This is a genomic window from Flavobacterium sp. W21_SRS_FM6 (genome assembly GCF_052119645.1).
Classification (GTDB): Bacteria; Pseudomonadota; Gammaproteobacteria; order Enterobacterales; family Alteromonadaceae; genus Paraglaciecola.
The window spans coordinates 186,420-211,332 of the sequence record NZ_JBGQOM010000005.1 but is presented as its reverse complement, the minus strand read 5'-3'; the positions used below and the strand labels follow the sequence as shown (position 1 = coordinate 211,332).

Sequence of the window (24,913 nt, the reverse complement as noted above, 5' to 3'; positions counted from 1 at the left end):
CGCTCTGTTACCATCAGAGCAAAATGTGATTATACAAATAAGAGAGTACCCGATGCAACGCACAATCACGTTTAGCAGTAAGATAGCGATTTTGCTGTTGTATTTTAGTCTCGTTATGAGCGCCCATAGTCAAGAGTGGCAAATAGAAAAATCTTCTGGACAAACCCAGATTTCAAGTCGTCAATTGGTCGAAAACAGCGAGAAGCAAGCCGAAAAAGAAGTGAAAGCAACAACGGTAGTCAAAGCGTCAAGCGCTTCTTTACTAGCATTGTTAGATGACACAGCCAACGCCCCTGAATGGATAGACAACTGCTTAGAGGTAAAAGTACTAGCGGGAGCTACTTCAAATACTAAAATAGTAAGAAGTACTTTTGCTGCGCCGTGGCCATTACAAAACCGGGATATGGTTATTCAATCAGTGACCAAGGTTAATGCGGACTCTATTTTCATAGAAGTAACAGATGCAGGTCAGCTGTACCCTGAACAAAATAACACTGTGCGTATGACTCATATTCGCGGCTTGTGGACTGTGACGCAATTATCCCAAGAGCTAGTCAGAATAACGTATCAAGGTTCAGGTAATGCTTCTGGCAAAGTGCCAACCTGGCTTGCCAATAAAGTATTAGTTGATTCAACGTTTTCGACATTTTTGCGATTAAACAAGATCATAACCGAGCAGAGCTATCAGAGAGGCCTAATTACTCCTTAATCTAATGAACTACCTTGAAATAGCGTAATCGAACATACAAAAATGAAAGCTCGACCATAATTAGGCAAAACGCTTATTGCTGGAGCAAATTATGTGGCATTTTATTAGCGAAGAAATATCTAAAAGTATCAACAAAGATTTTATTTGTGACGACATCAGAGAAATCAGCTCTGGTCATTCACACAAGGCATTCAAAATCACAGATGGTAGATCTCGATACTTTGTGAAAACGAATCAAAAATCCTATTTGCCCCATTTTGAATCTGAAATAGATGGTTTAACGCATCTTTCCAAAGCCCAGCTATTTAGGCTACCCAAAATAATTTGCTCAGGTGTTGTTGCTGATAAAGCCTTTCTGGTCTTAGAGTTTTTGACCCTAAGCGAAGGTACTACAGAAAACTGGTTCCAATTCGGTCAACTACTCGCACAACAACACCAAACGCACACGCAAAATATGTACGGTTGGCAAGAAGATAATTATATCGGTTTAAGCCCGCAGCCCAATAAGTGGAATAAAAAGTGGTGTCAGTTTTTTGCTGAGCAACGCATCGGTTTTATGCTGCAGTTATTGGCAGAAAAAGGCAAAAACTTGGCTAATATCGATAAGATAGTCGCCGCAGTTTTCAAATTACTTGCCGGACATGTGCCTGTTGCCAGTATGTTACACGGTGATTTTTGGTCAGGTAACAGTGGATTTCATAAAGGTCTTCCCACCCTTTTTGATCCCGCTTTGTACTACGGTGATCGTGAAACCGATATTGCCATGAGTGAACTATTTGCGCGCTTACCCACCGCTTTTTATGAGGGTTACCAAGCAACATGGCCTTTGGATCCGGGTTACGAATATCGTAAACCTGTGTATCAGCTTTACCACGTGCTCAACCATGCGCTAATTTTTGGTGAGCACTATATTCAGTCAGCCCAAGCTATCTTAAAAAATATGGAACAATAAAATGACTTTATTCTTAAAAGGATGTCACGTTATCCTAGCGTTATATTAACCAAATATAGCCAAATTAATGAGTCCTAAAGTGATGTTAGTTACCGGTGGTGCAAAACGAATCGGCGCCACTACCGTCCAATATTTCCACCAATTAGGTTGGAATATCGTCTTACATTTCAATCATTCTAAAGAACAAGCCCTCGCCCTAAGTGAAGAGTTAAACGCAGGGAGAGCCAATTCAGTCAAAGTCGTACAAGGCTCGTTATCCACTATTGCTGACACCGAAGCGGTGGCTGTTCAGGCAATAAATGCCTACGGTAAATTAGATGCGCTAGTTAATAATGCTTCAGCCTTTTATCCCACCCCCATCGGTTCAATCACTGAAAATGATTGGCTAAATCTAGTGGGCAGTAATATGCAAGCCCCTTTGTTTTTAGCGCAATACTGCACACCCAGTTTACAGCAAAATAATGGGGCAATAATAAACATGGTCGATATCCATGCAAGTCATCCACTAAGAAGCCATACTCTTTATTGCATGGCTAAATCGGCTTTAATCACTATGACCCAATCCTTAGCGCAAGAGCTGGCCCCAAAGGTAAGAGTCAATGGTATTGCCCCTGGCGCAATTTTGTGGCCAGAATCCTCCTTACTGGATGAGGAAAAAGAAAAAATACTCAAACAGATCCCCCTGCAAAAATTAGGGTCAATGATCGACATTGCTAAAGGGATCGAGTATTTGGTCAATGCAAGTTATGTCACCGGCCAAATCTTAACCATAGACGGAGGTCGAAGCATCGCTTCTAATGAAAAAGCATAAGCAGAGGTAAATAACATGAATATGAAACACACCATTATTAGTTGCCCTCACTGTGGCCACCCGGTGCATCTAGATCTTGATTTTTGTGAAGGAGATCAAGACTATTTTGAAGATTGCGCAAATTGCTTTAGTCCAATTCACCTCAATATGCATATAAATGACCTGTCTAAGAAATTAGAACTAGCCGTGAGTGCAGATGACGAGCAATTATATTAAAGCGACACACCAATCACACATTAAATACATTCTTTTATGGTTATCAGCCAGTATATTGGTAGCCTGCAATTCACAGCATCAATTAGCTAATAATATACAAAGCTATCAGCAGCGAATGGCCTCAGTACTTGAACAAACTGAAGCCAACTTCAATGACGTCCTTTTACCGCCATATCCTGCCTTAACAGAGCTGCGTCAACAGACCCAAAACACCTCTATAAAACTCACTGAGTTTTACGAATTAAAACATTGTCAGCTTTCCAGTGTCATAGCGGTGCGCAACACCACTCTGGGTAAAGTACAACTGCCTTCTACACGATTTATCTACGAGAAAACAGTTACTAAAGCTCTGGAAGCCTGCATTTTAGAAACACGAGATACAGACTTAAAAGCAAAACTGAATATCTGGTTAAACCGCAAACAACAAAGTGTCAGACATGCTTGGACTGACATGCTGCAGACCAGCTCAGAAATAAAACAAGGAATGAGTGCCAATAATGGTTTTATTGAGGGAGATGAAAATGATGGTTTAAGTGACACCATCGCGGCTTTGACTTTTTTTGAACAAAGTATTGAAAGCACTGATCTCAGCTCAGCTGAATTAGAAAGCCATCTTAAAAAGTTCGCTCAACTTTCATTGTTGGCTAAATTGTGGCGCAGTCAAACCTTACTTGCCAACAATATTGAAAATACCACCAAGTGGCTCGAACAACAGGCAGTTGGAGAGATGTGCACCACCGAATCGTCACACAATAAACAAAAAATCTCCTACTTAAATAACGTGTTTCAGTTATTCTTTATAGAAAAAATTCAAGTAGTAGCAAGTCAGGTCAACTATTACCACTATCAGCTTAATCCTGTCCTTGACCGACTGATACAAAATCCACACCTATCCAAGTCATTCACTCACTATATTGCACTACAACACCATCAACACTTCGGCCACTATCAAGTAGCAATGAAAAAACATATTGAATATTGGCAAACACTGTACCGCTCGTGTCATCTCAAACCAGGAAAATGAGTTAACGCAAACTCAAATCGCGTTCGTCATCCCTTATTAACGCGCGAAAATTAGTAAATCGTTTAATTGTCCAGCAACTAATCTACTTTAGTGTAAAAAGAACTTGCAGAGACTAAAGTGCATCGTTATTATACGCGCCGCTTAGAGGGGAACAGACCAACAAGCATCTGCAAAATACAACCGTAGCTCAGTTGGTTAGAGCACTACCTTGACATGGTAGGGGTCGGTGGTTCGAGTCCACTCGGTTGTACCAATTCTAAAGGCGTTCAGCCCTCGCATAGTTTGCTAAAATTCCTGATTTACACCTAAATTTCTGCCAGTTTACTTCAGCCAACTTGCATACGCTTCACAGCACATCAATCTACCAGTTTCTTCGCCTATCGATATTCTACATTACGGTTTAGACCTTTTTTAGCTCAAGCGCACCAACTGCCTATTTTATACCTCGCGTATTTATTCTGTTTTTAGCTCAATGGGTATCACCTTTTACTTTCCTATGTGCGATGGCGTACCGACTTTATCGTCTCTACTCGTCATGATTTATGGGTAAAACGTGGGTTTACACAAAGCTCGTCGAAAAAATAGTAATAAGCTCTTTGGGGGATGGAACGATATGACGCCTTTAGCCAAATCAAAAAACAAACTTTTATCAACGCAATCAGAACAACATGAAGACATTTCACCAAACAATGAAATGAATCAAGGTGTGGTGATTTCAATTCGTGGAAGTGTGGTAGACGTGCGTTTTGATAAACATCTTCCGGCCATTCATACCCTATTGCACGCGGGTGCAAACCAAGGCATTACGATTGAAGTATTGGCTCAGCAAAACGCTCATGTGGTGCGCGGTATTGCCCTAACCCCCACCCAAGGTTTGGCCCGAGGTATGTTGGTAGAAGATACGCAAGGCCCCTTAAAAGCTCCCGTGGGCAAAGCCATTTTATCACGCATGTTTGATGTTTTTGGGAATACTATCGACCAGCAAGAACCTCTACAGGACATCGCATGGCGCTCAGTTCATCGTGCTCCGCCGCCCCTGGCTCGGCGCTCAACTCAGTCTGAAATTTTTGTCACTGGTATCAAGGTCATCGATATTTTAATGCCACTTGAACGCGGCGGTAAAGCGGGCTTATTTGGTGGTGCTGGCGTGGGTAAAACCGTATTACTGACCGAAATGATCCACAACATGATTGGCCATCAACAGGGCGTCAGTATTTTTTGTGGTATTGGTGAGCGCTGCCGTGAAGGTGAAGAGTTATACCGTGAAATGAAAGCTGCCGGTGTACTGCCAAATATGGTGATGATGTTTGGGCAAATGAACGAGCCGCCTGGTGCTCGATTTCGTGTAGGACACGCCGCGCTGACTATGGCTGAATATTTTAGAGACGATGAACATCGTGACGTCTTGCTGCTGGTTGACAATATATTTCGGTTTATTCAAGCAGGTATGGAAGTGTCTGGTCTCATGGGGCAAATGCCTTCACGCTTGGGTTATCAACCCACTATGGGCACCGAACTTTCGCAACTCGAAGAGCGCATTGCTAATACCGATAGTGGTGCGATTACCTCAATTCAAGCGGTCTATGTGCCTGCAGATGATTTTACTGATCCTGCAGCGGTGCATACCTTTTCTCATCTATCCGCCTCGATAGTCTTATCCCGTAAACGTGCCAGTGAAGGCTTATTTCCGGCGATTGATCCCTTGCAATCTAGCTCTAAAATGGCCACGCCAGGAATAGTGGGTGAACGTCACTATCAGTTAGCTCAACAAGTGCGTCGTACCCTCGCCCAGTATGCTGAACTTAAAGACATTATCGCCATGCTTGGACTTGAACAACTCTCTACCGAAGACCGTAATTTGGTTGCCCGTGCGCGCAGACTCGACCGATTTTTAAGTCAACCCTTTTTCACCACCGAAAAATTTACCGGAATCAAAGGGCAGCTTGTTAGCCTTGAAGATGCGCTAGGCGGCTGCGAGCGAATTCTTAACGATGAGTTTAAAAATTTACCCGAAAGTGCTTTTTACATGATAGGCAAAGTGGATGAAGCCATGGCAAAGGCCGCATCCCAAAAACAGCCTAATTCTGGCACAAATAAAAGTCCCAAAGAGCACGGTAAAACAACAGAGGGTGCCGGCCACCATGCAGCTTAAAATACTACTGCCTTTTAAGATCCTGTTAGCGCAAAGTCAGGTGTTAAGGATTGTTGCTGAAACCAGCAAGGGTTCTTTTGGGCTACTACCTCATCGCTTAGATTGTGTCGCAACGTTGGTTCCGAGTATTTTGATCTACCATAGCGCCACCGATGGCGAAAAATGGGTCGCTATCGATGAAGGGATATTAATCAAAACTGGTTCTGAGGTTTTTATTTCAGTGCGTCGTGCCCTTATAAGCTCTGATCTTAGGCAACTACATGAGTTGGTTGAGCAAGAATATCAGAGCGTGAATGAAGAAGAGCAAAGCATGCGCTCGGTCATGGCTAAGTTAGAAAGTGGCTTTTTACGACGCTTCTCAAGCTTCGACCAACAATGAATGCTCAAGATAACAAAGCAAACCGAGAAAATAATAACAAGCAAGACTTTGCTCACCAGTTTAGGAAAAAAGTAATCCGTAAACTGCAGGCTCAGGATAACAAGTCAACAAATGTCTGGTTTGGCTTAGGCATGATGGGGCTGATTGGTTGGTCGGTAACCGTCCCCACTCTCCTTGGCGCAGCTCTTGGTGTATGGATAGATAATCAACAAATAGGCCAACACTCTTGGACGCTTGCCCTGCTTGCTGCCGGTTTAACGATAGGGTGTTTTAACGCCTGGCACTGGGTAGCAAAAGAAGATAAAGCCATGCATGAACAACAGGAGGACAGCAATGATAACAACCCGCAAAATTAATAGAAACCAAAGGCCACTTCTATGAACACCCTGCTCACTCTGAGTTTGGTTTTTGTGGCAGGAGGCCTACTTAGCCTATTCTTTTTTGCGGGTTTGTTATTCACCGTCAGGCTCACTATTAAGCAAGGTTTACAGTCTAGTTTCACTGGGCTGTGGCTCATGATTAGCTTTTTACTGCGCAGCACGTTGGTCATTGGGCTGCTCTACTGGATTGGACAAAATCAGTGGCCGCGCATCGCTGTTGCTATGCTCGGTTTTATCATCATGCGCTTTGTTTTACTCCATTGGCTAGGCACTTCATCATCAACACATCCCCCTTTAAAAAATCGGGAGGTCAGACATGCGCCTTAGTCCTGATCAGATGATATTTTGGCAATTTGGGTGGCTTACGCTCAATGGCACTATCGTATTTACTTGGGTAATAATGCTCATTCTGTTGGTGAGTTCAGCACTTATTACCCGCAACCTGTCTGTAAACCATCAACGATCACGCTGGCAAAACTTATTAGAAATAATCGTGACCTCAATCGGAACACAAATCGAAGAGGTAGGACTACAAAACAGCAAAAAATACCTAGGTTTTCTGGGAACTCTCTTTTTATTTGTTGCCACAGCGGCATTACTCACCATTTTTCCAGCATATGAGCCCCCCACAGGCTCCTTATCCACTACCATAGCACTTGCGCTGTGTGTCTTCGTGGCAGCGCCGCTTTATGGCATAGCTGAGAAAGGCTTAGGCGCTTACCTCAAATCTTATATGCAACCCACCATGATAATGTTGCCTTTTAACATTATCAGCGAAATATCCCGCACTCTTGCGCTGGCGGTGCGTTTATTTGGCAACATGATGAGTGGTGGCATGATTCTGGCCATTTTGCTCACCATTACCCCTTTTATCTTTCCTATCGTGATGACCCTACTCGGCCTACTTACAGGAATGGTTCAGGCTTATATTTTTAGTATTTTGGCGGCGGTATATATCGCTGCAGCAACCCAAGTTAAAAACCCAACGCTTCAAGGCAAAACATCATTCAATCAACCCAAGACTTAAGGACAATAAATGGATAGCATGACCCTAATCGCGATGGTTTCGATCATCACCGCCGGACTCACCATAGCCATAGGTGTTATCGGCCCCTCTCTGGGCGAAGGTAAAGCTGTTGCCACGGCCTTAAGCGCCTTGGCCCAGCAACCTGATGCCTCAGCAACGATTACCCGCACCCTGTTTGTCGGCTTAGCCATGATCGAATCTACCGCGATTTATTGTTTTGTGGTCTCCATGATTTTGATCTTTGCCAATCCATTTTGGAACTTCGCCATTGCGCTTGGGGCAGGACATTAAACCATGCTAATTGACTGGTTCACTGTTGGCGCACAAGCCCTTAATTTTTTGTTGTTAGTGTGGTTAATGAAACGCTTTTTGTACCAACCTATCCTCAATGCGATTGACGCCCGAGAAACCTTAATTGCAAAAAAGCTCGCAGATGCCCAAAGCCAACAGACATTGGCAAAGCAAGAACGTACTGAATTTGAGCAAAAAAATGCCCAATTTCAACAAGAACGAGCTAAACGACAAAATGAAATGAGTGAAGCGCTAAAAACTGAGCAAGAGCGCCTGCTCAAAGAAGCCGGTCAAGCAGCCGATGACTTAACAAACAAACGCATGGCAGCACTGCAAAACGAGGCACAGACATTGTCACTCACCTTGCGTCAGCAAACTAAAGAAGAGGTATTTGCGATAACACGGAAAACCTTATCTGAATTAGCCAGTGCTGAGCTTGAACAAGCCATTGTTAAAATCTTCTGCACCCAATTAAGTGCCCTAACAGATGGTGCTAAAACTAAACTCGCTCACGCATTAAGCGGCGCAGATAAATCTCTTACCACAAGCAAGCCCGCTATCGTACGCAGTGCTTTTGCACTGCCTCAAGATCAGCAATGTATTATTCAAAAAAGCCTCAATGAAGCATTTCATGCAGATATTGCATTATGTTTTGAAACCTCTCCACAACTTGTCAGTGGTCTTGTCTTATTAGCTAATGGCGAAAAACTGGCTTGGTCAATTGATAGTTATTTACACGAAATGGAACAAAACATGACTCATCTCATCAGCGCTCAGCAAAAGCCAAAAGATACTGCGCAAACTAAAACCAAAAACCAGAACAAAGCTGAGTCTCAAGCAAGCACTGACATCACCCTGTCAGCCAAGGAAAATTAGACATGGTAGACCTCGCGTTACAAGACATTTTTTCTGAGGTATTTAGTGATTTAGCTCTAGGGAGACAACATTTTCACCCCCCATTTAGTCCTCGCGAAATTGGCACAATTACCTCGGTATCTACCGGTATTGCCATGGTATCAGGGCTGCCTAATGTAGGTTTTGAAGAATTACTCATTTTTCCTGGTGGTGTATTTGGTATTGCCTTTAATGTGGATGAAGATGAAATTGGCGTAGTACTGTTGGGTGAAAGTTGGCTGTTGCAAGCGGGGGATGAGGTTGAGCGCTCAGGCCGAGTCATGGACGTGGTGGTGGGCGACAGTTTGTTGGGTCGGGTTATCGATCCACTTGGTCGAACACTTGATAATAAAGGCTCATTACATAGTAGTCATCGTTTGCCCATCGAGCGCCCTGCCGCTGCCATCATGGATCGGGCACCGGTTACCGTCCCCTTGCAAACAGGTTTAAAGGTGATTGATGCCTTGATACCCATTGGCCGTGGTCAACGAGAATTAATTTTAGGTGACAGGCAAACCGGTAAAACAGCCATTGCCATTGATACCATTCTCAACCAGCGTGGGCAAAACGTATTGTGTGTCTATTGTGCCATTGGTCAGCGGGCCTCTGCGGTAGCGAATGTGGTAGCTACATTACAAGAAAAGGGCGCAATGGATTACACCGTTGTCATCGTTACCGAAGGCAATAATCCTCCTGGCCTTACGTATATCGCGCCTTACGCAGCCACCAGCATTGCTGAGTATTTTATGGAAGCCGGCCGTGATGTACTCATCGTCTATGATGATCTAACTCACCATGCTCGCGCCTATCGAGAATTATCCTTACTCTTACGCCGCCCACCTGGACGCGAAGCCTTTCCCGGTGACATTTTTTATATTCATTCGCGCCTGCTTGAACGGGCTACCCATTTAAATGAGGCGCGTGGCAGTGGCTCGCTTACTGCCCTGCCTATTATTGAAACCGAGGCGCAGAATATTTCTGCCTATATTCCCACCAATCTAATTTCCATTACTGACGGACAAATTTATCTATCACCGTCCCTTTTCGAGCTGGGTATACTGCCTGCAGTTGATGTAGGTAAATCGGTGTCACGAGTGGGCGGAAAAGCACAGCGGGCAGCTTACCGAGCGGTCGCCGGTGACCTTAAACTAGCCTACGCTCAATTTGAAGAGCTCGAAACCTTTGCACGCTTTGGTGCACGTTTAGACGAAGATACCCGCAGTACAATTACCCATGGGCAGCGGATCCGTGCCTGTCTTAAACAGTCCGAATCGGCGCCCGTATCTGTTCCTGCGCAAATCGCTATTTTACAGGCATTAAGCGCTAAACTGTTTGACGATGTGAGCATAGATAAGATGACCGCAGCGCAACAGGCCGTTATTCAGGCGGCAGTGAATATTTCAGCACAAATAAGCGCCCGTTTTGTCAGTCCTGATACATTACAAGATGACGACCGCGATGCCATCATTGCTTTGGCTCGGGGCGCTATTACGCCCTTTATGACAGAGGCTGAAAACAATGCTAAGGCAGATTTAGCGTGAGCGATACCCTAGAAAGTGTGCGCCGCAAAATAAGCAGTGCAGGTGATTTACACGCCGTAGTGCGCACCATGAAAACCTTGGCGGGGGCCAATATCGGACAGTACGAACAATCCGTTCACGCCTTAGCCGATTATTACCGAACGGTAGAGTTGGGTTTGAGCATCGGTTTAGCCCATCCCGGACTTCCCTTCTTTGATCCCCTTCCACAGCAACAGCCCAATCCTCGACAAAATCATGCCACTGTTTGCCATGTAGTCGTGTTTGGTTCAGATCAGGGGTTGGTAGGACAATTCAATGACGCCATTGCTCGTTTTGCCCTTGCGGCACTGCCTTCATTACCCGGCAAGGTGCAGCTTTGGGCGGTGGGCAGTCGGGTGCATGCGCGCCTTGGCGAATCGGCTTTGCCCCTAATGGCTCCTTTTAATGTGCCATTATCAGTCAATGCCATTACACCCTTGGTTGGACAAATTTTGCTGCATACAGCAACACCACAAACCTTGGATAATGCCAGCGAGTTGCACCTTTTCTATAACAGCCCAAGTGAAAGTGAAATATACCAGCCCGTTTGTCAGCAACTGTTACCCTTAGACACACACTGGCTAAACAAATTGCGGGCCCACGCTTGGCCAACAAAAAACTTACCTGAATTGCTCGGTGACCCACGAACAACTTTACAAGCACTGATCCGCGAATACCTATTTGTTTCACTTTTTCGCGCAGCGGCCGAATCATTAGCAAGTGAAAATGCTAGCCGTCTTGCGGCTATGCAGCGAGCCGACAAAAACATCCAAGCACTCTTGGCAAACCTCCATGCAACATTTCACCGTATGCGACAAAACAGCATTGATGAAGAATTGTTTGATGTTATTACAGGGTTTGAAGCCTTAGTGAAACCCCGTTAGAGCAGTGTTGATGCCGTGAGTTAAATCTACTGAGCTGCTGGTTTCTTAAGCCTCCTCTTGATACATCATCAAGCCATCTATCAGCAAATTGTCAAAACTCGCATCTTGTCTTTTGAGCCACTCACATAAAATTGCTGCATGAGCTTTTAGGTCATCGATATTATCAGTCAATGGCCCTAAGGTGTTGTCATCTGTTGCGGCTAATTCTCGACATAATGATACCAAAACACGGTGCAAGTGTTCCGCGGCATCAACCTGTGCATTAGTGGCTTGCTGGTAGCTGGTATTGCCCATATCAATTTCCTTTAAAAGGTATGCTTGCTCACTCCTGCTTACGATACATGTGAACAATATTTAGCTCGTCTATCCTCAACTTTTGTCCTAATAAAGTCTGTTCGCTGGCGAACAAATCGCGGTTGTTGGTACCGTTTTTACCTTGCTTATTCACAGCAAGAACTCCCAACATAACCTGTACATGTTTGATCTTTCTCTCTGTGTTGTAGCGTACAGACAATACGTATAACGAGCGCCAATATAGCAGCATAAAGTGTCCGCCTTAGACACCAGTACGTCGCACATAACCGAGGAGAATAGTATGGATCATTCAGTATGGGGATGGCTTTTTTGGATTGGTTTTTGGTTTTTGTTTATATCCAGTTTTGGCAATTGGGGTTATAGCTATCGAATTCATCGTAAGTATGGCCTGGCACAAAAAAGTGCATTAGACATTCTCAACGAACGTTATGCGCGTGGTGAAATAAAACAACAAGAATATGCCACAGTAAAAAGTGAATTATTGAACTAGTTTTAGTATCGCCTGCGCAAAACGGTGAACAATTAAGCCCTAGCGACGCTTCATTGTTGCCGTAAAGTTTGATTGAGCCATCAACAAGTTAAAAAAAGCTCGAGAAAAGTACAAAATACCTTATCCCTTACCCTCACTTATGCTGTGCTAAATGTGCCTCGAGACGATCGGTTTCGCATTTTACCACCGCATAACATTCACAGCACAGCTCTTCCAATTTTTGCCGATTGATAACGGCAATATGGCCTCGTTTGTAGTGAATAACTTTGAGTTTTTGTAACTTACCAGCGGCTTCAGTGACTCCTTCCCTTCTCACGCCGAGCATGTTGGCAATTAATTCTTGGGTCATGGTTAGCTTATTGCTAGGTAAGCGGTCAAGAGATAACAATAACCAGCGACACAACTGTTGGTCAATAGAGTGGTGGCGATTACACACGGCAGTTTGCGCCATTTGCGCGATGAGCGCCTGCGTGTAGCGTAGTAAAGACATACGAAGAGTAGGCTCGTTGTTAAATTCGTTGCGCAGCACCGATGCGGCTAAACGATAAGCCGAGCCTGCACTTTGCACAATCGCACGGTTAGGTGTGCTTTCTCCGCCCATAAACACTGCAATTCCAACGACGCCCTCGTTGCCCACCACCGATATTTCTGCAGATGCACCATCCTCCATCACATTCAGCAGCGATACGATACTGTCAGTTGGAAAATAAACACTAACAAGGGTTTGCCCCGATTCATAAATAACTTTACCCAAAGGCAACTCAACTAACTTTAGCTGAGGTATTAAGCGGCTTTTACTTTGTTCTGATAAGGCTCGTAATAGTTTATTGTCGGTAGGTTTAATCATGTTTCACTACTTGTTTACTGCCTAATATTCGTCTGCAGATATCGATACACTTTAACGCCAAGTGTGCTCCTTGGCGCTTAAACGAAGGCGCTAAGGCTTGGGGAAGCAATTGGTTCTTGTGGTGTTCAGAAGAAGGAAGGTTCGCCTGCGGGCTATTTTTCATTGCCCCTGTGACAAGCACTTTTGGCCAATGTGGATTAATGAGATTTGAGCTAGCGTGTGTCGCTAAGTCCTGGCAATCGTATAGGATCCTGCGATTATCGACTTTATTCATAACAGTAACATGCCATCACGGCAGTTTTCTCCCTTGTGGCAACGTAAGGTTTAGCGTAACGAAATCTAACAACTTGATATGTTCGCTAACAGACATAAGAACAGGAAAATTCAGTCTGAGCTCTATTACTCGTAAAGCCAAGCAATACCGTATCTATTTCATTGCTCATTTTTGATAGCGGTTTTCTGTTGAACGCTGGTGTTACTGAGTAATTGCGCAAACGTCTCGGCCGCAGTGGGACGAGCCAACAGAAAACCTTGTGCCGCATAACAACGATGCTGTTGTAGAAAATTAAGTTGTTGTTGATTTTCAACGCCTTTAGCCACCATATATTGGCCAAGGTTTTCTGCTAAACCAATTGTCGCTCTGGCAATTTTTACCTCGTCGTTTTCTGCCCCGGACACTGGCAACAACTGTGGCGCTATTTTTATCGTGTCAAAGGCCAAATTTTGTAACAAACTCAAGTGACTAGTGCCCAAACCAAAATCATCTAAGGCTAAACTTAGCCCTAAGGCTTTAAGTTCTTTGATCACAGGATACGCTTCAAGCGTTATATCTTGCTGTATGACCTCTAAGCCTAGGTAATGCGGAGTCAGCCCAGTGGTTTGTAAAAGCGACGTAATATTATGGATAAAATGCGGTTCAGAAAATTCGATTGCAGCGGTATTAATCATCACAGGAACAATTGCAAGCCCCCTCTCTTGCCATACTGTTTGCTGCCGACACACTTGCGATCTTACCCAATCACCGATGGCACAAATCAACTGTGATTGTTCAGCCACCGGTATAAATTCAGCAGGATAAAGCAAACCTAGTTCAGGATCTTGCCACCGGATCAGGGCTTCAGCACCAGTTACTTTACGACTGATAAGATCAAATTGCGCTTGATAGTGCAGCACAAACTCCTGCCCTTTCAACGCCCGCTTAATTCTCTCTTCTGTATTCATTCGGTGCCTTGTAGCAGCATGCATCGATTCTTTAAAAAACTGATAAGCATTGCGGCCATTGGCTTTAGCATGAAACATCGCATTATCTGCATTATCGATCAATGTTTTGTTGACTGTCCCATCGTGAGGGAAAATGGCAATCCCTATACTTAAGCTGACCAGTATTTCTTTACCATCAATCAGATGAGGCTGACTAATACTGGCGAGTAACTTACTGGATAAGTTTGCTGCATCGTTGGCATGTTCAATTTCCGACAGCAATAAGACAAATTCATCCCCGCCTTGGCGACACACCGTATCACTATTTCTGACCGTATCACTCATGCGCTTGGCGATTGAGCACAGTAATTTGTCGCCCATTTCATGGCCATTTTGATCATTAACTTGTTTAAATGAATCAATATCGATATACAACAAAGCCAATAACTTATTATGCCTTTTAGCTAATTTTATCGATTGAGTTAACCGTTCATTTAATAAGATTCGATTAGGCAAGCCGGTTAGCGAGTCATGTTGGGCCAAATGAGTCATTTTGATACTCTTCACCCGCGACTTACTCACATCCTGAAAAACAAATACATCGCCAACCACTTGCCCATACTCATTGTGTAGGGGCGAAACAGATTCCTCAATTAAGGTTTCTCCACCGTCTTTACGAATAAGCAGACTGTCACTGACCTGCTCAAGTTTTCGTTTTTTAAGGGGAGGCTTAGTATTGTCTAATGCTTTAATGTGTAATATTTGAGCTAATACGCAGCCAAGCGCATCGTTACTCTTCCAACCCGTAAGTCGCTCTGCTGCATGATTCAAATACGCCACATTGCCATTGATATCCGTACACAACACAGCATTATTCATATCATCTAACGTCAATTGTGCTGCGGATAAGGGCAAACGAGTCTGATTTGTGGTCAATAAAGGCAGTTGTAAAGGCACATCGCTTGACAAGTCTTCAAGCCTCTCAAAAGTTCGCACATGGCCATAAAACCCTCTGGCATCTTTTATAAACGCGCCGGTCATGGTGACTCTGCAACTAGACTTATCTTGACACGTCAGCCGTAACTCGGAGTGAAAAACATGCTGTCGTTGTAAGGCATTTCGCCATTCATGTCTCAATCGTGAACGGTCGTCAGCATGAATAGCACTAGCCCAATGCTGATGGTGCAAGGTATCGGCACTGAATCCGGTAAGTTGTTGATAGGCTTGATTGGTATAAGTGATATTGCCACACACGTCAGAAACCATAATACCATGTGAAGCGGCGCTACCAATCGCCCTTAGTTTTGCCACGTTAATATTGTGTATTTTATCTGCTTTATCAAGCATCAAATTATAGCCAATTACGCGCCTAAGCCAGTTTTTGTCTAAGCCTTTTTTATCGACACAATCACAGGCACCTTGCGCCATGGCCTCATGGGCATAAACACTATCAGTACTGGTGCATAACAAAATGATCAGAGCACTAGGATTGAGGTACAACAGGTGTTCAACAAATTCGGCGCTTTGCCCATTGGATAAAGACAAGTCAAGCAGCACGACATCTATCTGTGCGTTATTCATCCGCTGTGCACCATCAGCCAATTGCTGCACCCACACAACAGTGAAATTAATCAGCCGCTCATCAGCGAGTGCATAGCGAATACGTTTTGCTAGCAAGGGTTCATGTAATACTAATAATACCTTTATAGGCTTAATTATCATGGTGCTGCTGTCCTCTTACGCGTAGATGTTTTGCAGAACGAGCCTCACCAAAGGTAAAAAGCATTCTATAAACAGTTACATAGTGAATCCAATCAGGTGTAGTCAAAGTATTGGATAGCTGGATTTACTTTTCTGTGCGCTGGAGCACACTCCACTTACGCCTTTACTTCAACCGCATTGATGCTTAAACGATGCGTCCCAGCTTCAAACTCAAGGCGCAAATAAGGTTCTACACCGTCGAGCAAAACGCCGTCTAACCGGCCCTGAATATTGCGCTTAGCCAAAGGAGGCCGGTTATTAACGTATATCTCAAAGTGTGCGTTTTCCAGCTCTACACTCGCATTGTAAGCGGGCCAATCGGCAGGAATACAAGGCTGAATAATCAGCATTTTTCCTTCTCGGCGCAGCCCTAAAATACCCTCAATCCCTGCACGATACATCCACGCTGCGGCACCGGTGTACCACGTCCAACCTCCTCTGCCGCGATAGGGCTTGCGTGAATAAATATCAGCCGCGACCACATAGGGTTCGACTTTATATTGTTCAGCTTGTATTGGGTTTAGCGCATGATTAATAGGGTTAAGCATAGAAAAAAGTGCTGTGGCTTTTTCGCCTTCGCCTTGTTGACTAAAGGCGAAAATCAACCACATAGCAGCATGACTGTATTGACCACCGTTTTCTCGCAAACCGGGTGGATAGCCTTTGATATAACCGGGGTTTAGATCAGTTTTATCAAACGCTGGAGTAAATAATAACGCCAGCCCTTCATCATGGCGGATCAACTGTTCTTCAACCTGAGACATGGCCAGCACAAGCCGCTCCGATTCTGAGCCCTGAGCTAATACTGCCCAAGATTGCGCGATAGAATCAATTCTGCATTCTTCATTTTCTCTCGAACCTAACCACGTGCCATCATCAAAGGTCGCCCGGCGATACCATTGTCCATCCCAAGCGTGTTCATCAATACTGACACGAATGCGTTTGGCATGCTCTTGCCAGCGTGTAGCCCGAAGACTGTCTTTTTCGGTGCCTTGCTGCAAAGCAAAAGGAGCAAATAAATCAATGGTGCGGATCAGTAACCAAGCTAGCCAAACGCTTTCTCCCTTACCTTTAGCGCCGACTAAGTTCATGCCGTCGTTCCAGTCACCCGTCCCCATTAGTGGCAAGCCATGTTCACCCGTTAGCAGCAAACTCTGATCTAAGGCTCTTGCACAATGTTCAAACAAGCTGGCAGACTCATCTGCTAACTGTGGTTTAAAAAAGGCATCGTGTTGCTCGGATTTTAACAGTGGCCCTTCCAAAAACGTGACGTCTTCAGTGAGGATAGTCATGTCGGCCGAGGTTTTTATGTACATGGCTGTAGCGAACGCCAACCAGGCCCTATCATCAGAAATATGAGTTCTAACGCCCTGCCCTGAATGTGGTAGCCACCAGTGCTGCACATCACCTTCTACAAACTGCCGCGAGGCGGCGTGAAGAATATGCGCTCGGGTCATGTCGGGGCGACTAAATGTCAGAGCCATCCCATCTTGCAATTGATCGCGAAAACCAAAGGCGCCACTGGCTTGGTAAAAGGATGAACGTGCCCACACTCGACAGGCTAAGGTTTGATAAAGTAACCAGCCATTCAACATAATATCCATTGCGCGTTGGGGCGTTTTGACTTGGACTTTTTGTAATAGGTTTTGCCAGTGAGTCACAACCTCAGCAAAAACCGTATTTAAGTCAGCCTTGCGGTATTGAGAAATCAGTTCAGACGCTTGTTGCTGATTGTCACTTTGGCCAATGAAAACAACGCATTCAATGCTTTCACCTTCAGCCAATTCAATAACATTTTGGAGCACAGTACAGGGGTCATGCCCAGCCCCCACTAAACCAGAAAGTGGACTGTGCTCCACGAGTGCTTTGGGTGCACTTTTATGGCCGTTTCGACCTAAAAACTCGGTTCTATCGGTGGTCCAGCGAGTTTGCCGGCCAGCCATATCGGCAAAGGCAACCCGCTCAGGAAACGCCATACCCCAGCGATTTCGCAATAAAATAGCGTTGGTATTTGGGTCAAGTTCAGTGCAAATAAACGCACTGGTATGATTGCGCGTGGTGCCTAGTACCCACTCAGTATAAGCGCTGATGGACAGTCTGCGACTGCGACCCGAATCGTTATGGATTGTCAGACGAGAAATCTTAATCGAATCTGCTACGGGCACGTATTGCAATAAGGATAAGCTCAAGCCGTCAACGTCATGCTCAAAACAGCTGTATCCAAAGCCATGAGAAGCGGTGTAATGGCCTCCATCTTGAATGGGTTGTGCGGTAGCAGTAAAAATATCACCACTGTCTTCGTCACACACATAGATTATTTCACCGATAGGATCAGACACTGCATCATTAGACCAAGCACTCAATTGATTTTCTCGACTGTTTTCTGACCAGGTATAACCACTTCCCTCGGCTGAAACATGAAAACCAAAGTGAGGATTGGCCACAACGTTGATCCAAGGGGCTGGAGTATGTTTGCCTTTATCTAAATACATCACATACTCAGTGCCGTTTTTCGCAAATCCTCCGATGCCATTAAAAAATTCTAGTTCAGCTCGCTTTAAGGCTGGCAAGGTAAGGTCAACCTTTGGTTTAGCCACACCATGGGGTTTTATCCACGTCGCGGTCTTTACCTGCCCGGCCTCGATTTGGGCACGCAAACGTATTTGTTTGTTAATTGCCCCGTGCCTTGCCACCAATACTACCCGAGCAACTGCATTGAGCAATTTGCGCACTGCATTGGAAATTAAATCTGCACGTAATACATATACCGCACACGTAAGCTGGCCTTTTACAATGTCACTGTTGAAACGCGGGCGCGATTGGCTCCTGCGCACAGCCGTATCTAATGCAACTTGCAAGTCTTGAATGTAACTAGAAGGATGTTCATTAATAATAACGAGATCAATCGCTAGCCCTTTCATGCACCAATATTCATGCGCCCGCAGCAGTTGTTTCACCTGAGCCATATCTTCAATGTCATCAATACGGATTAACACAATAGGTAAATCACCGGATATGGCGTGAGGCCACAGGGTTGACTGGCAAGCCATACCTTGCGTGATGGTGTGTGATGACGATCGAAAGCGCGGATCAGCATAAATAATAGGGGCAGCTAGCGCTTGAAAATCACTGACCTCTGCGTCTTTTATACCTAAATGACGAAGTTGTACCTGCGCTTGGGTCCAAGCCAAGGTTTTTGCTCTCTCATAGGCACTGATATCATTGTGGCGGTCGATCATTGCCATAAGTTCAGCCCGAGAAGACGCAACAACCGTCCAAAACGCTACGCGCACTACCTGACCGGGTGGTATCTTGAGTTGATAACGTAAAGAAAATATAGGGTCAAGTACGCAACCAACGGTATTTGACAAGGTACTTTTACTTGATGCAAGGGCGCATTTTATCGCTGCTGCATCAGCAATAGTATTACCTCGACCAAGAAAAGCACTGCGACTGGTTTCGTATTGAGGGTCGGCGATAATGTCTCCCTCCACAATGGCAAAATGCGCACACCATATATCACTGTCATCAGCAGAGCGCTTACGTCTGGTGGCCACTAATGCACCAAACTCAGGCACAAATTCTGTTTGCACAAACATTTTAGCAAAGGCCGGGTGGGCATTGTCGTTAGCAGGTTTGGCTAGCACCAATTCAGCAAAGGAGGTAAACGCTACTTGATGGCTAAAATGCCCAGAGTTGGTCACCGATATACGCCTTACTTCGCCATCATCTTCAGCAGACACCACCACCTCCATTTTGGTGCTGAGCTTACCGTGATGCATGCAAAATTCAGCGTGGTCTTCTGCAAATAATACCGCAGCAAATTCTCCCTGAGCGCCCAAGGGTTGAGCGGTAGCTGCCCATTGTTTACCGCTGTCCATATCCCGTAATAATACGTACGAGCCAGCACTGTCACAGGTACTGTCTTCATTCCAGCGAGTAATTGCAAATTCGCGCCAGCGACTGTACCCCGCCCCCGCATTAGTTAACATTAAGGCATAGCGCCCATTTGACAATAAATGGGTAAGCGGCGCTTGAGTACTCAGCGGGTCTACGCGGCGCAAAGTGTCAGATTCAGCTGTGTTGACCACGGCTGAACTTTTTACTTCTTCGGCTCGAGGGTGACCAATAGCCACATTTCTGGGCATCCTTTCTTGTAACAACAACTCACACGCTTGAATACTGGGCTCTCGATGAAACCGTGCACGCATAATCCCCTGTTGTAAACAGTTAAGAATCGCCACAATGGTCATGCCCTGATGATGGGCCATAAAGCTGCGCACAATCACAAGGTTTGATTTAAGCGGAACCCGTGACGGTGTAAAATCAAGTGCTTCGTAAAAGCCATAACGTCCACAGGCGCCCATTTTGTGCAAGCGTCGGAAGTTTTGTAAGGCCGCTACAGGCTCTATCATGGTGGCTAAACCCGTGGCGTAAGGGGCAATAACCTGGTTGTCAGACAACCCCCGCTTTAAGCCCAAACCGGGTACGCCAAAGTTCGAATATTGATAAGTAAACTCAATATCACGGGCATTGTAAGCTGATTCAGATATCCCCCAAGGAATACCCAGTTGCTGTCCATAACGTTGCTGACGCTCAACCACCAAGCGGTTTGTTTGTTCTAATAAGCTGCCCAGCGGTGCGCGCATCACTAAGGAAGGCATTAGATACTCAAACATCGAGCCTGACCAAGAAATCAATGCTGAGCCCGCACCTAAGGGAGTAGCCGTGCGTCCTAATCTAAACCAATGTTTGGTCATTGCATCACCCTTAGCAATGGCAAACAAGCTGGCTAAGCGTGCTTCAGACGCCAATAGATCATAACAACTCTGATCAAGACTATTTTCGGCAACAGCGTAACCGATAGACATTAACTTGCGTTCGGGGTCGAGTAAAAAAGCGAAATCCATGGCATTGGCCATCTCTCTTGCTGTTTTCGCCAAATGACTGAGTCGATGATCAAGTAAACTCTCGCCACTATTATCAATCACACTCGCTTGTTGGTCGCGTTGTTGCTCTCGTAATAAACGGCCGATTGCGCCAAGCCAAAAACAAACATCTTGAGCATCGTCATCTTGCTGAGCGGGTCCCTGTTCTTGGACTAATTTAACCGCTTTTTCTGTCAGTCTAATCACGATAGGCGCATACACATCCGCACTTTGAGAGCTTGCTACGTGGCTGCTAATGTCATTCACTACGCTATTAAGCAATTGCGTATTAGCCAAGTTGTTCATGGTGTGTTTAACCATCGCCTCACGCAGTAAAAACAGATTATCCTGCACGCCTGCATCAAGATTATTGGGTATTGGTTGCGCCCGCCATTCATCACAGGCATTGGCAAACGCAGTCAGATGGCCCGCTAAATTTCCGCTGTCTACCGATGAGACATAAGCAGGCATTAATGTTTGTAAAGTATCAGTGGAGTACCAGTTATAAAAATGCCCTTTGTAGCGAGGCAAGGCTTTTAGCGTTGTAAACGTGGCTTCCATGCGCTCGACAATTTCAAGTAATCCCACCCACGAAAAATCACGAGCTGCGACACTTGAGAGTAGGTACAAACCGATATTGGTGGGGGATGTTCGATGAGCAATCACCGGCTTTGGTTCTTCCTGAAAATTATCAGGAGGAAGCATATTATCTTCAATGGTGACAAAGGTTTCGAAGTAGCGCCATGTGCGCCTTGCTGTTATGCGTAACTCACTTGCGTAGTATGCAAGTTCCGTTTTACTGGCTCTGCGCCGAGTGCGACTGCTGTAAAAAGCTAAAAGTGGTGCCGCTAACCACAGCAGTGCAAAGGGCAATACCACTGGCCAAACCATTGGCACTACACTCAAAACCAGTAAGCATGTGAGTTGGCTAAATAACGTACCTGCCCACATGGTATGATAAAATCCGCGCAGACTTAGGCGTGGATGGCCATTCGACTGTGCGGTACTAGTCCATTCTAATAGTTGGCGACGAGAGACAAACAACCGTACCAAGGTACGGCTTATTGCGTCCAAAGTACGCCAACTGTGATCCGCTAAAAAAGCCAGATTAAAAAATACTTGCCCACTCGCCAGCCGGATATCCCGTAGCCACATGCGCAAATGATTCTGTAAATTTACACTGATCTTGGGTGGACACAGAGAAAAAACACAAGGCATAAATGCGGGAATAATCATACAAGTAATGAGAAATGCGCTGGCTATCAAAGCCAGTGGCATCGGCAAAAACCACGACAATATCAAACCCAAATACGTAAATGGCCCAACCAATGAGCGTCTCACGTTATCTATCATTTTCCAGCGGCCTATCCACGACACAGCCTGTGCACCAGAAAACCGCCCTAGGATCCACGGCAGCAATTGCCAATCACCGCGGATCCATCGATGCTGCCGCTTAGCCAACACATCGTAACGGGCAGGAAACTCTTCCACTACCTCGACGTCAGAAACCAATCCTGCTCGCGCAAATACCCCTTCAAATAAGTCATGACTCAACAAGGTATTTTCTTTCACTCGCCCTGCCAATGAGGCTTCGAAGGCATCAACGTCATAAATACCTTTACCAGTATAAGAGCCCTCACCGAATAAATCCTGATACACATCAGAGGTAGCGGCCGCATAAGGATCCATGCCTCCAGGACTTGAAAACACCCGTTGATAAAATGAACCTTCCGCACCAATAGGTAATGAGGGCGTTACCCTTGGTTGAATAATCCCATAGCCTGCTTCAACCCGCTGAGTGAGGGAATTAAAACAAGGACGATTAAGTGGATGACCCATTTTACTGACAAGATGTTGCGCAGTATCACGGGGTAAGCGAGTATCGGCATCTAAGGTAATGACGTAACGCACCTTTGGTGGTACCTCAAACACAAAGCCTGAAAGCGGACTAAAACTGGTGTCCTTAGCGCCTCTAAGTAAGCGATTAAGCTCATGCAACTTACCGCGTTTTCGCTCCCAGCCCATCCAACAGTTTTCTTTACTATTAAAAAGTCGTCGACGATACAACAGTAAAAAACGTTTACCCGCAGGCCCTACTCCATAACGCTGATTCAGAATCTCTATTTTTTGCGCAATATTGATTAACAAAGGTTCATCGCTGTCGAGCTTCTCTTGTTTAGCATCAAGGCCATCAACTAACAGAGCAAAGCTGATATCCCCTTCTATCCCGCCTAAGTAATGCACTTCGAGCTGTTCAACTTGCTCATTTAAGTCTTGTTCATTAGACAATAAAGTCGGTACCACAACCAAGGTACGTAAGGATGTCGGTACGCCATTTTTAAGTTCTAATCCGGCTAATACACGAGCGCCCAAACGCCACGTTACCGACCGATTCACGATAGCGGTAGATACATCAGTGGCGGGTAAAAATCCAAATAATGTTAATAGCACAAGCCAAGGCCAAGAGAGTTGTTCAAAACCAAAGGCATATAAACACAGGGCCACAAAGCCCAACGCAGTCAATAAAATAGTAGCAATATACCCTCCCAGACCAATTTGGATATGCAAGCGGCTAAACCACAGAGCAAAATTGGCTTTGAATTTTAGGGAATGCTCAAAACTGCGGCGACCCTGATCAATCAAGTGATAGCCGGGGTCGCCATACCGACGCTTTTCCGTTTCAACGTCAGTCAGTTTTGTTGCTTCATGGGCGGTTTGCACCGCCAGCTCGGCAATATCCAGTTCAGAATACAGAGAGCCACGCGCTAGCTGCTCAATAGCACTGCGGTACAAATTGCGAGTGGCAAAGTCCATGGCTGCAAAGTCACTGGCCTTACGTAAATGTTGATCGACTAGACTGACCCGCTCAAATAACACACTCCAATCAATATCAGAGATTAAACGCATGCTCGTTATCACATTGCGAATACTGACATTTGACGCGCCTTGACGCTGTTGTGAATGCTGCACAACGTCTTCTACCGACAAACCTTGCGCATTTAAGCGTTGCTCTAACCATTCTAAAGCAGGTGTGGTTTTAGGATCTTGGTCACGCAAACGTTTAGCTAACTGCGCCGCAAAGGCCTCTGCTAAGGGCTCTGCTGAACGGCTAGCAATGTCGGCGGCTAATACTGAATGTGCACAACCCGATACGAGTAATCTATCCGTCAGTTGATTGGCATCAGCTCTGGCAAGTCGGCCCACGGTAAATTGATCAGCCAAACGACGTAAGTTTTCAATCAAGACTATTCGCAGGGTAATCGCTATTGCCCAAAGCTCACCAATAGTGAGTGGCTGTACTTTTTGATACGCCTTTATAAATCGACACAAATTATCTGCATCAAAGCGGCTATCTGTATGGGCTACAAAAGCCCAAGCCAGACCAAATACTCGTGGGTATCCAGCAAATGGGCCGGTAGCTAATTTAGGCAGCTGACGATAATAACGGGGCGGTAAATCTTCTTTCACATCACGGATTTGTTGCTCGACCAAATGATAATTATCCAATAACCATTCCGCGGCAGGCACCACACTGTGACCAGCCTCAAGTTCTTTTGCGCTGGCTTGATAGGCCCCAAGTAACACTGCAGCATTTTGCTTTAGTCGAGCTTGTAATGGCACCACGCGGGGAGTTGATTTTGCCACCGTTTGCGCAGCGGCTAAGCTAGTTGCGTGCTGCTCAAGCCGCTCTAAGCCAAACAGTTCTTCTCGAACCGGAAGTACGCTATTCCAAGGTGGGGTGGAAAAAACAGAGCCGAATAAAGAATCCAACGGGTATGACATAATAGCCCTTTCATTAACTAAAGATGGGGTAATGTTTAACGTAGGCAGGTATGAATATCAGTTAGATGATTACCCCACCTTTCGCTACAAATCACAAGCTTAGAGAGTAAAGATAGGGAGAGACGAAGTCGGTACGACAGCGCACTTAGCAGTATCACGACATTAACCCTGTCAGAATCTGAGCCAAACTGAAGGTTCAGGCGTAAGCGTTATTGAGCTTGTATCAGACGCTATGCCCTTGGCTAACCGTTCATTAAGTGATGTCCGCTATCCTTGAGCATCAGCGCTTAGCGATAGGAGGTTTGACATCT

Annotated in this window: 20 protein-coding genes and 1 tRNA gene; 16 read left to right on the top strand and 5 right to left on the bottom strand. The window is 45.3% G+C overall.

Going from position 1 to position 24,913, the window contains the following annotated elements:
* The first annotated feature begins 52 nt into the window (after window positions 1–52).
* The 15 genes from ACEN2L_RS10600 (at window position 53) to ACEN2L_RS10530 (ending at window position 11,278) form a co-directional block, all read left to right on the top strand.
* On the top strand, window positions 53–709 hold the full coding sequence (locus ACEN2L_RS10600; protein ID WP_441743582.1) for an START domain-containing protein: 657 nt from the start codon (window positions 53–55) through the stop codon (window positions 707–709).
* A 91-nt stretch (window positions 710–800) separates the two neighbouring features.
* Complete coding sequence (locus ACEN2L_RS10595) at window positions 801–1,661, top strand: fructosamine kinase family protein (RefSeq protein WP_441743581.1); 861 nt, start codon at window positions 801–803, stop codon at window positions 1,659–1,661.
* Window positions 1,662–1,728: 67 nt separating this feature from the next.
* The gene (locus ACEN2L_RS10590) at window positions 1,729–2,472 is read left to right on the top strand and encodes a pteridine reductase (protein ID WP_441743580.1); all 744 of its coding nucleotides are present in this window, start codon (window positions 1,729–1,731) and stop codon (window positions 2,470–2,472) included.
* Between the two features lie 15 nt (window positions 2,473–2,487).
* Complete coding sequence (locus ACEN2L_RS10585; protein WP_372340914.1) at window positions 2,488–2,688, top strand: CPXCG motif-containing cysteine-rich protein; 201 nt, start codon at window positions 2,488–2,490, stop codon at window positions 2,686–2,688.
* Window positions 2,669–3,712 (top strand): DUF3080 family protein, encoded by a 1,044-nt coding sequence (locus ACEN2L_RS10580; protein ID WP_441743579.1) that lies wholly within the window; start codon window positions 2,669–2,671, stop codon window positions 3,710–3,712. Before ACEN2L_RS10585 ends, ACEN2L_RS10580 begins: the two co-directional genes overlap by 20 nt.
* 176 nt (window positions 3,713–3,888) lie before the next feature.
* Window positions 3,889–3,965 (top strand) — tRNA-Val (locus ACEN2L_RS10575).
* Window positions 3,966–4,406: 441 nt separating this feature from the next.
* Complete coding sequence (gene atpD / locus ACEN2L_RS10570; RefSeq protein ID WP_441743770.1) at window positions 4,407–5,864, top strand: F0F1 ATP synthase subunit beta; 1,458 nt, start codon at window positions 4,407–4,409, stop codon at window positions 5,862–5,864.
* A complete protein-coding gene (locus ACEN2L_RS10565) occupies window positions 5,854–6,243 on the top strand; it encodes a F0F1 ATP synthase subunit epsilon (RefSeq protein WP_441743578.1) in 390 nt (129 codons plus the stop codon). Before atpD ends, ACEN2L_RS10565 begins: the two co-directional genes overlap by 11 nt.
* Entirely contained in the window at window positions 6,240–6,599 is a 360-nt protein-coding gene (locus ACEN2L_RS10560) for an AtpZ/AtpI family protein (RefSeq protein WP_441743577.1), read from the top strand. Before ACEN2L_RS10565 ends, ACEN2L_RS10560 begins: the two co-directional genes overlap by 4 nt.
* 21 nt (window positions 6,600–6,620) lie before the next feature.
* On the top strand, window positions 6,621–6,950 hold the full coding sequence (locus ACEN2L_RS10555) for an N-ATPase subunit AtpR (RefSeq protein ID WP_441743576.1): 330 nt from the start codon (window positions 6,621–6,623) through the stop codon (window positions 6,948–6,950).
* Entirely contained in the window at window positions 6,940–7,650 is a 711-nt protein-coding gene (locus tag ACEN2L_RS10550) for a F0F1 ATP synthase subunit A (protein WP_441743575.1), read from the top strand. Before ACEN2L_RS10555 ends, ACEN2L_RS10550 begins: the two co-directional genes overlap by 11 nt.
* Window positions 7,651–7,659: 9 nt before the next feature.
* Window positions 7,660–7,941 (top strand): F0F1 ATP synthase subunit C, encoded by a 282-nt coding sequence (locus ACEN2L_RS10545; RefSeq protein ID WP_441743574.1) that lies wholly within the window; start codon window positions 7,660–7,662, stop codon window positions 7,939–7,941.
* A 3-nt stretch (window positions 7,942–7,944) separates the two neighbouring features.
* A complete protein-coding gene (locus ACEN2L_RS10540) occupies window positions 7,945–8,817 on the top strand; it encodes a F0F1 ATP synthase subunit B family protein (protein WP_441743573.1) in 873 nt (290 codons plus the stop codon).
* Between the two features lie 2 nt (window positions 8,818–8,819).
* The gene (locus tag ACEN2L_RS10535; protein ID WP_441743572.1) at window positions 8,820–10,376 is read left to right on the top strand and encodes an alternate F1F0 ATPase, F1 subunit alpha; all 1,557 of its coding nucleotides are present in this window, start codon (window positions 8,820–8,822) and stop codon (window positions 10,374–10,376) included.
* Window positions 10,373–11,278 (top strand): F0F1 ATP synthase subunit gamma, encoded by a 906-nt coding sequence (locus ACEN2L_RS10530; RefSeq protein WP_441743571.1) that lies wholly within the window; start codon window positions 10,373–10,375, stop codon window positions 11,276–11,278. The genes ACEN2L_RS10535 and ACEN2L_RS10530 overlap by 4 nt, the downstream gene beginning before the upstream one ends.
* Window positions 11,279–11,323: 45 nt before the next feature.
* Here ACEN2L_RS10530 and ACEN2L_RS10525 read toward each other — a convergent pair whose 3' ends face one another.
* Window positions 11,324–11,572 (bottom strand): hypothetical protein, encoded by a 249-nt coding sequence (locus tag ACEN2L_RS10525; protein WP_441743570.1) that lies wholly within the window; start codon window positions 11,570–11,572, stop codon window positions 11,324–11,326.
* Window positions 11,573–11,873: 301 nt separating this feature from the next.
* Between ACEN2L_RS10525 and ACEN2L_RS10520 the strand changes: the two genes are divergently transcribed.
* Window positions 11,874–12,083, top strand: coding sequence for an SHOCT domain-containing protein (locus tag ACEN2L_RS10520; RefSeq protein WP_441743569.1), 210 nt, complete (start codon window positions 11,874–11,876; stop codon window positions 12,081–12,083).
* A 133-nt stretch (window positions 12,084–12,216) separates the two neighbouring features.
* On the opposite strand, the gene ACEN2L_RS10515 is transcribed toward ACEN2L_RS10520, so the two are convergent.
* The 4 genes from ACEN2L_RS10515 to ACEN2L_RS10500 all read right to left on the bottom strand — a co-directional run bounded on the left by ACEN2L_RS10515 (window position 12,217) and on the right by ACEN2L_RS10500 (window position 24,602).
* Entirely contained in the window at window positions 12,217–12,930 is a 714-nt protein-coding gene (locus tag ACEN2L_RS10515) for a Crp/Fnr family transcriptional regulator (protein WP_441743568.1), read from the bottom strand.
* Complete coding sequence (locus ACEN2L_RS10510; RefSeq protein ID WP_441743567.1) at window positions 12,923–13,204, bottom strand: hypothetical protein; 282 nt, start codon at window positions 13,202–13,204, stop codon at window positions 12,923–12,925. The genes ACEN2L_RS10515 and ACEN2L_RS10510 overlap by 8 nt, the downstream gene beginning before the upstream one ends.
* A gap of 158 nt (window positions 13,205–13,362) precedes the next feature.
* A complete protein-coding gene (locus ACEN2L_RS10505) occupies window positions 13,363–15,852 on the bottom strand; it encodes a two-component system response regulator (protein ID WP_441743566.1) in 2,490 nt (829 codons plus the stop codon).
* Between the two features lie 155 nt (window positions 15,853–16,007).
* Window positions 16,008–24,602, bottom strand: coding sequence for a GH36-type glycosyl hydrolase domain-containing protein (locus tag ACEN2L_RS10500; RefSeq protein WP_441743565.1), 8,595 nt, complete (start codon window positions 24,600–24,602; stop codon window positions 16,008–16,010).
* Window positions 24,603–24,913 lie beyond the last annotated feature (311 nt).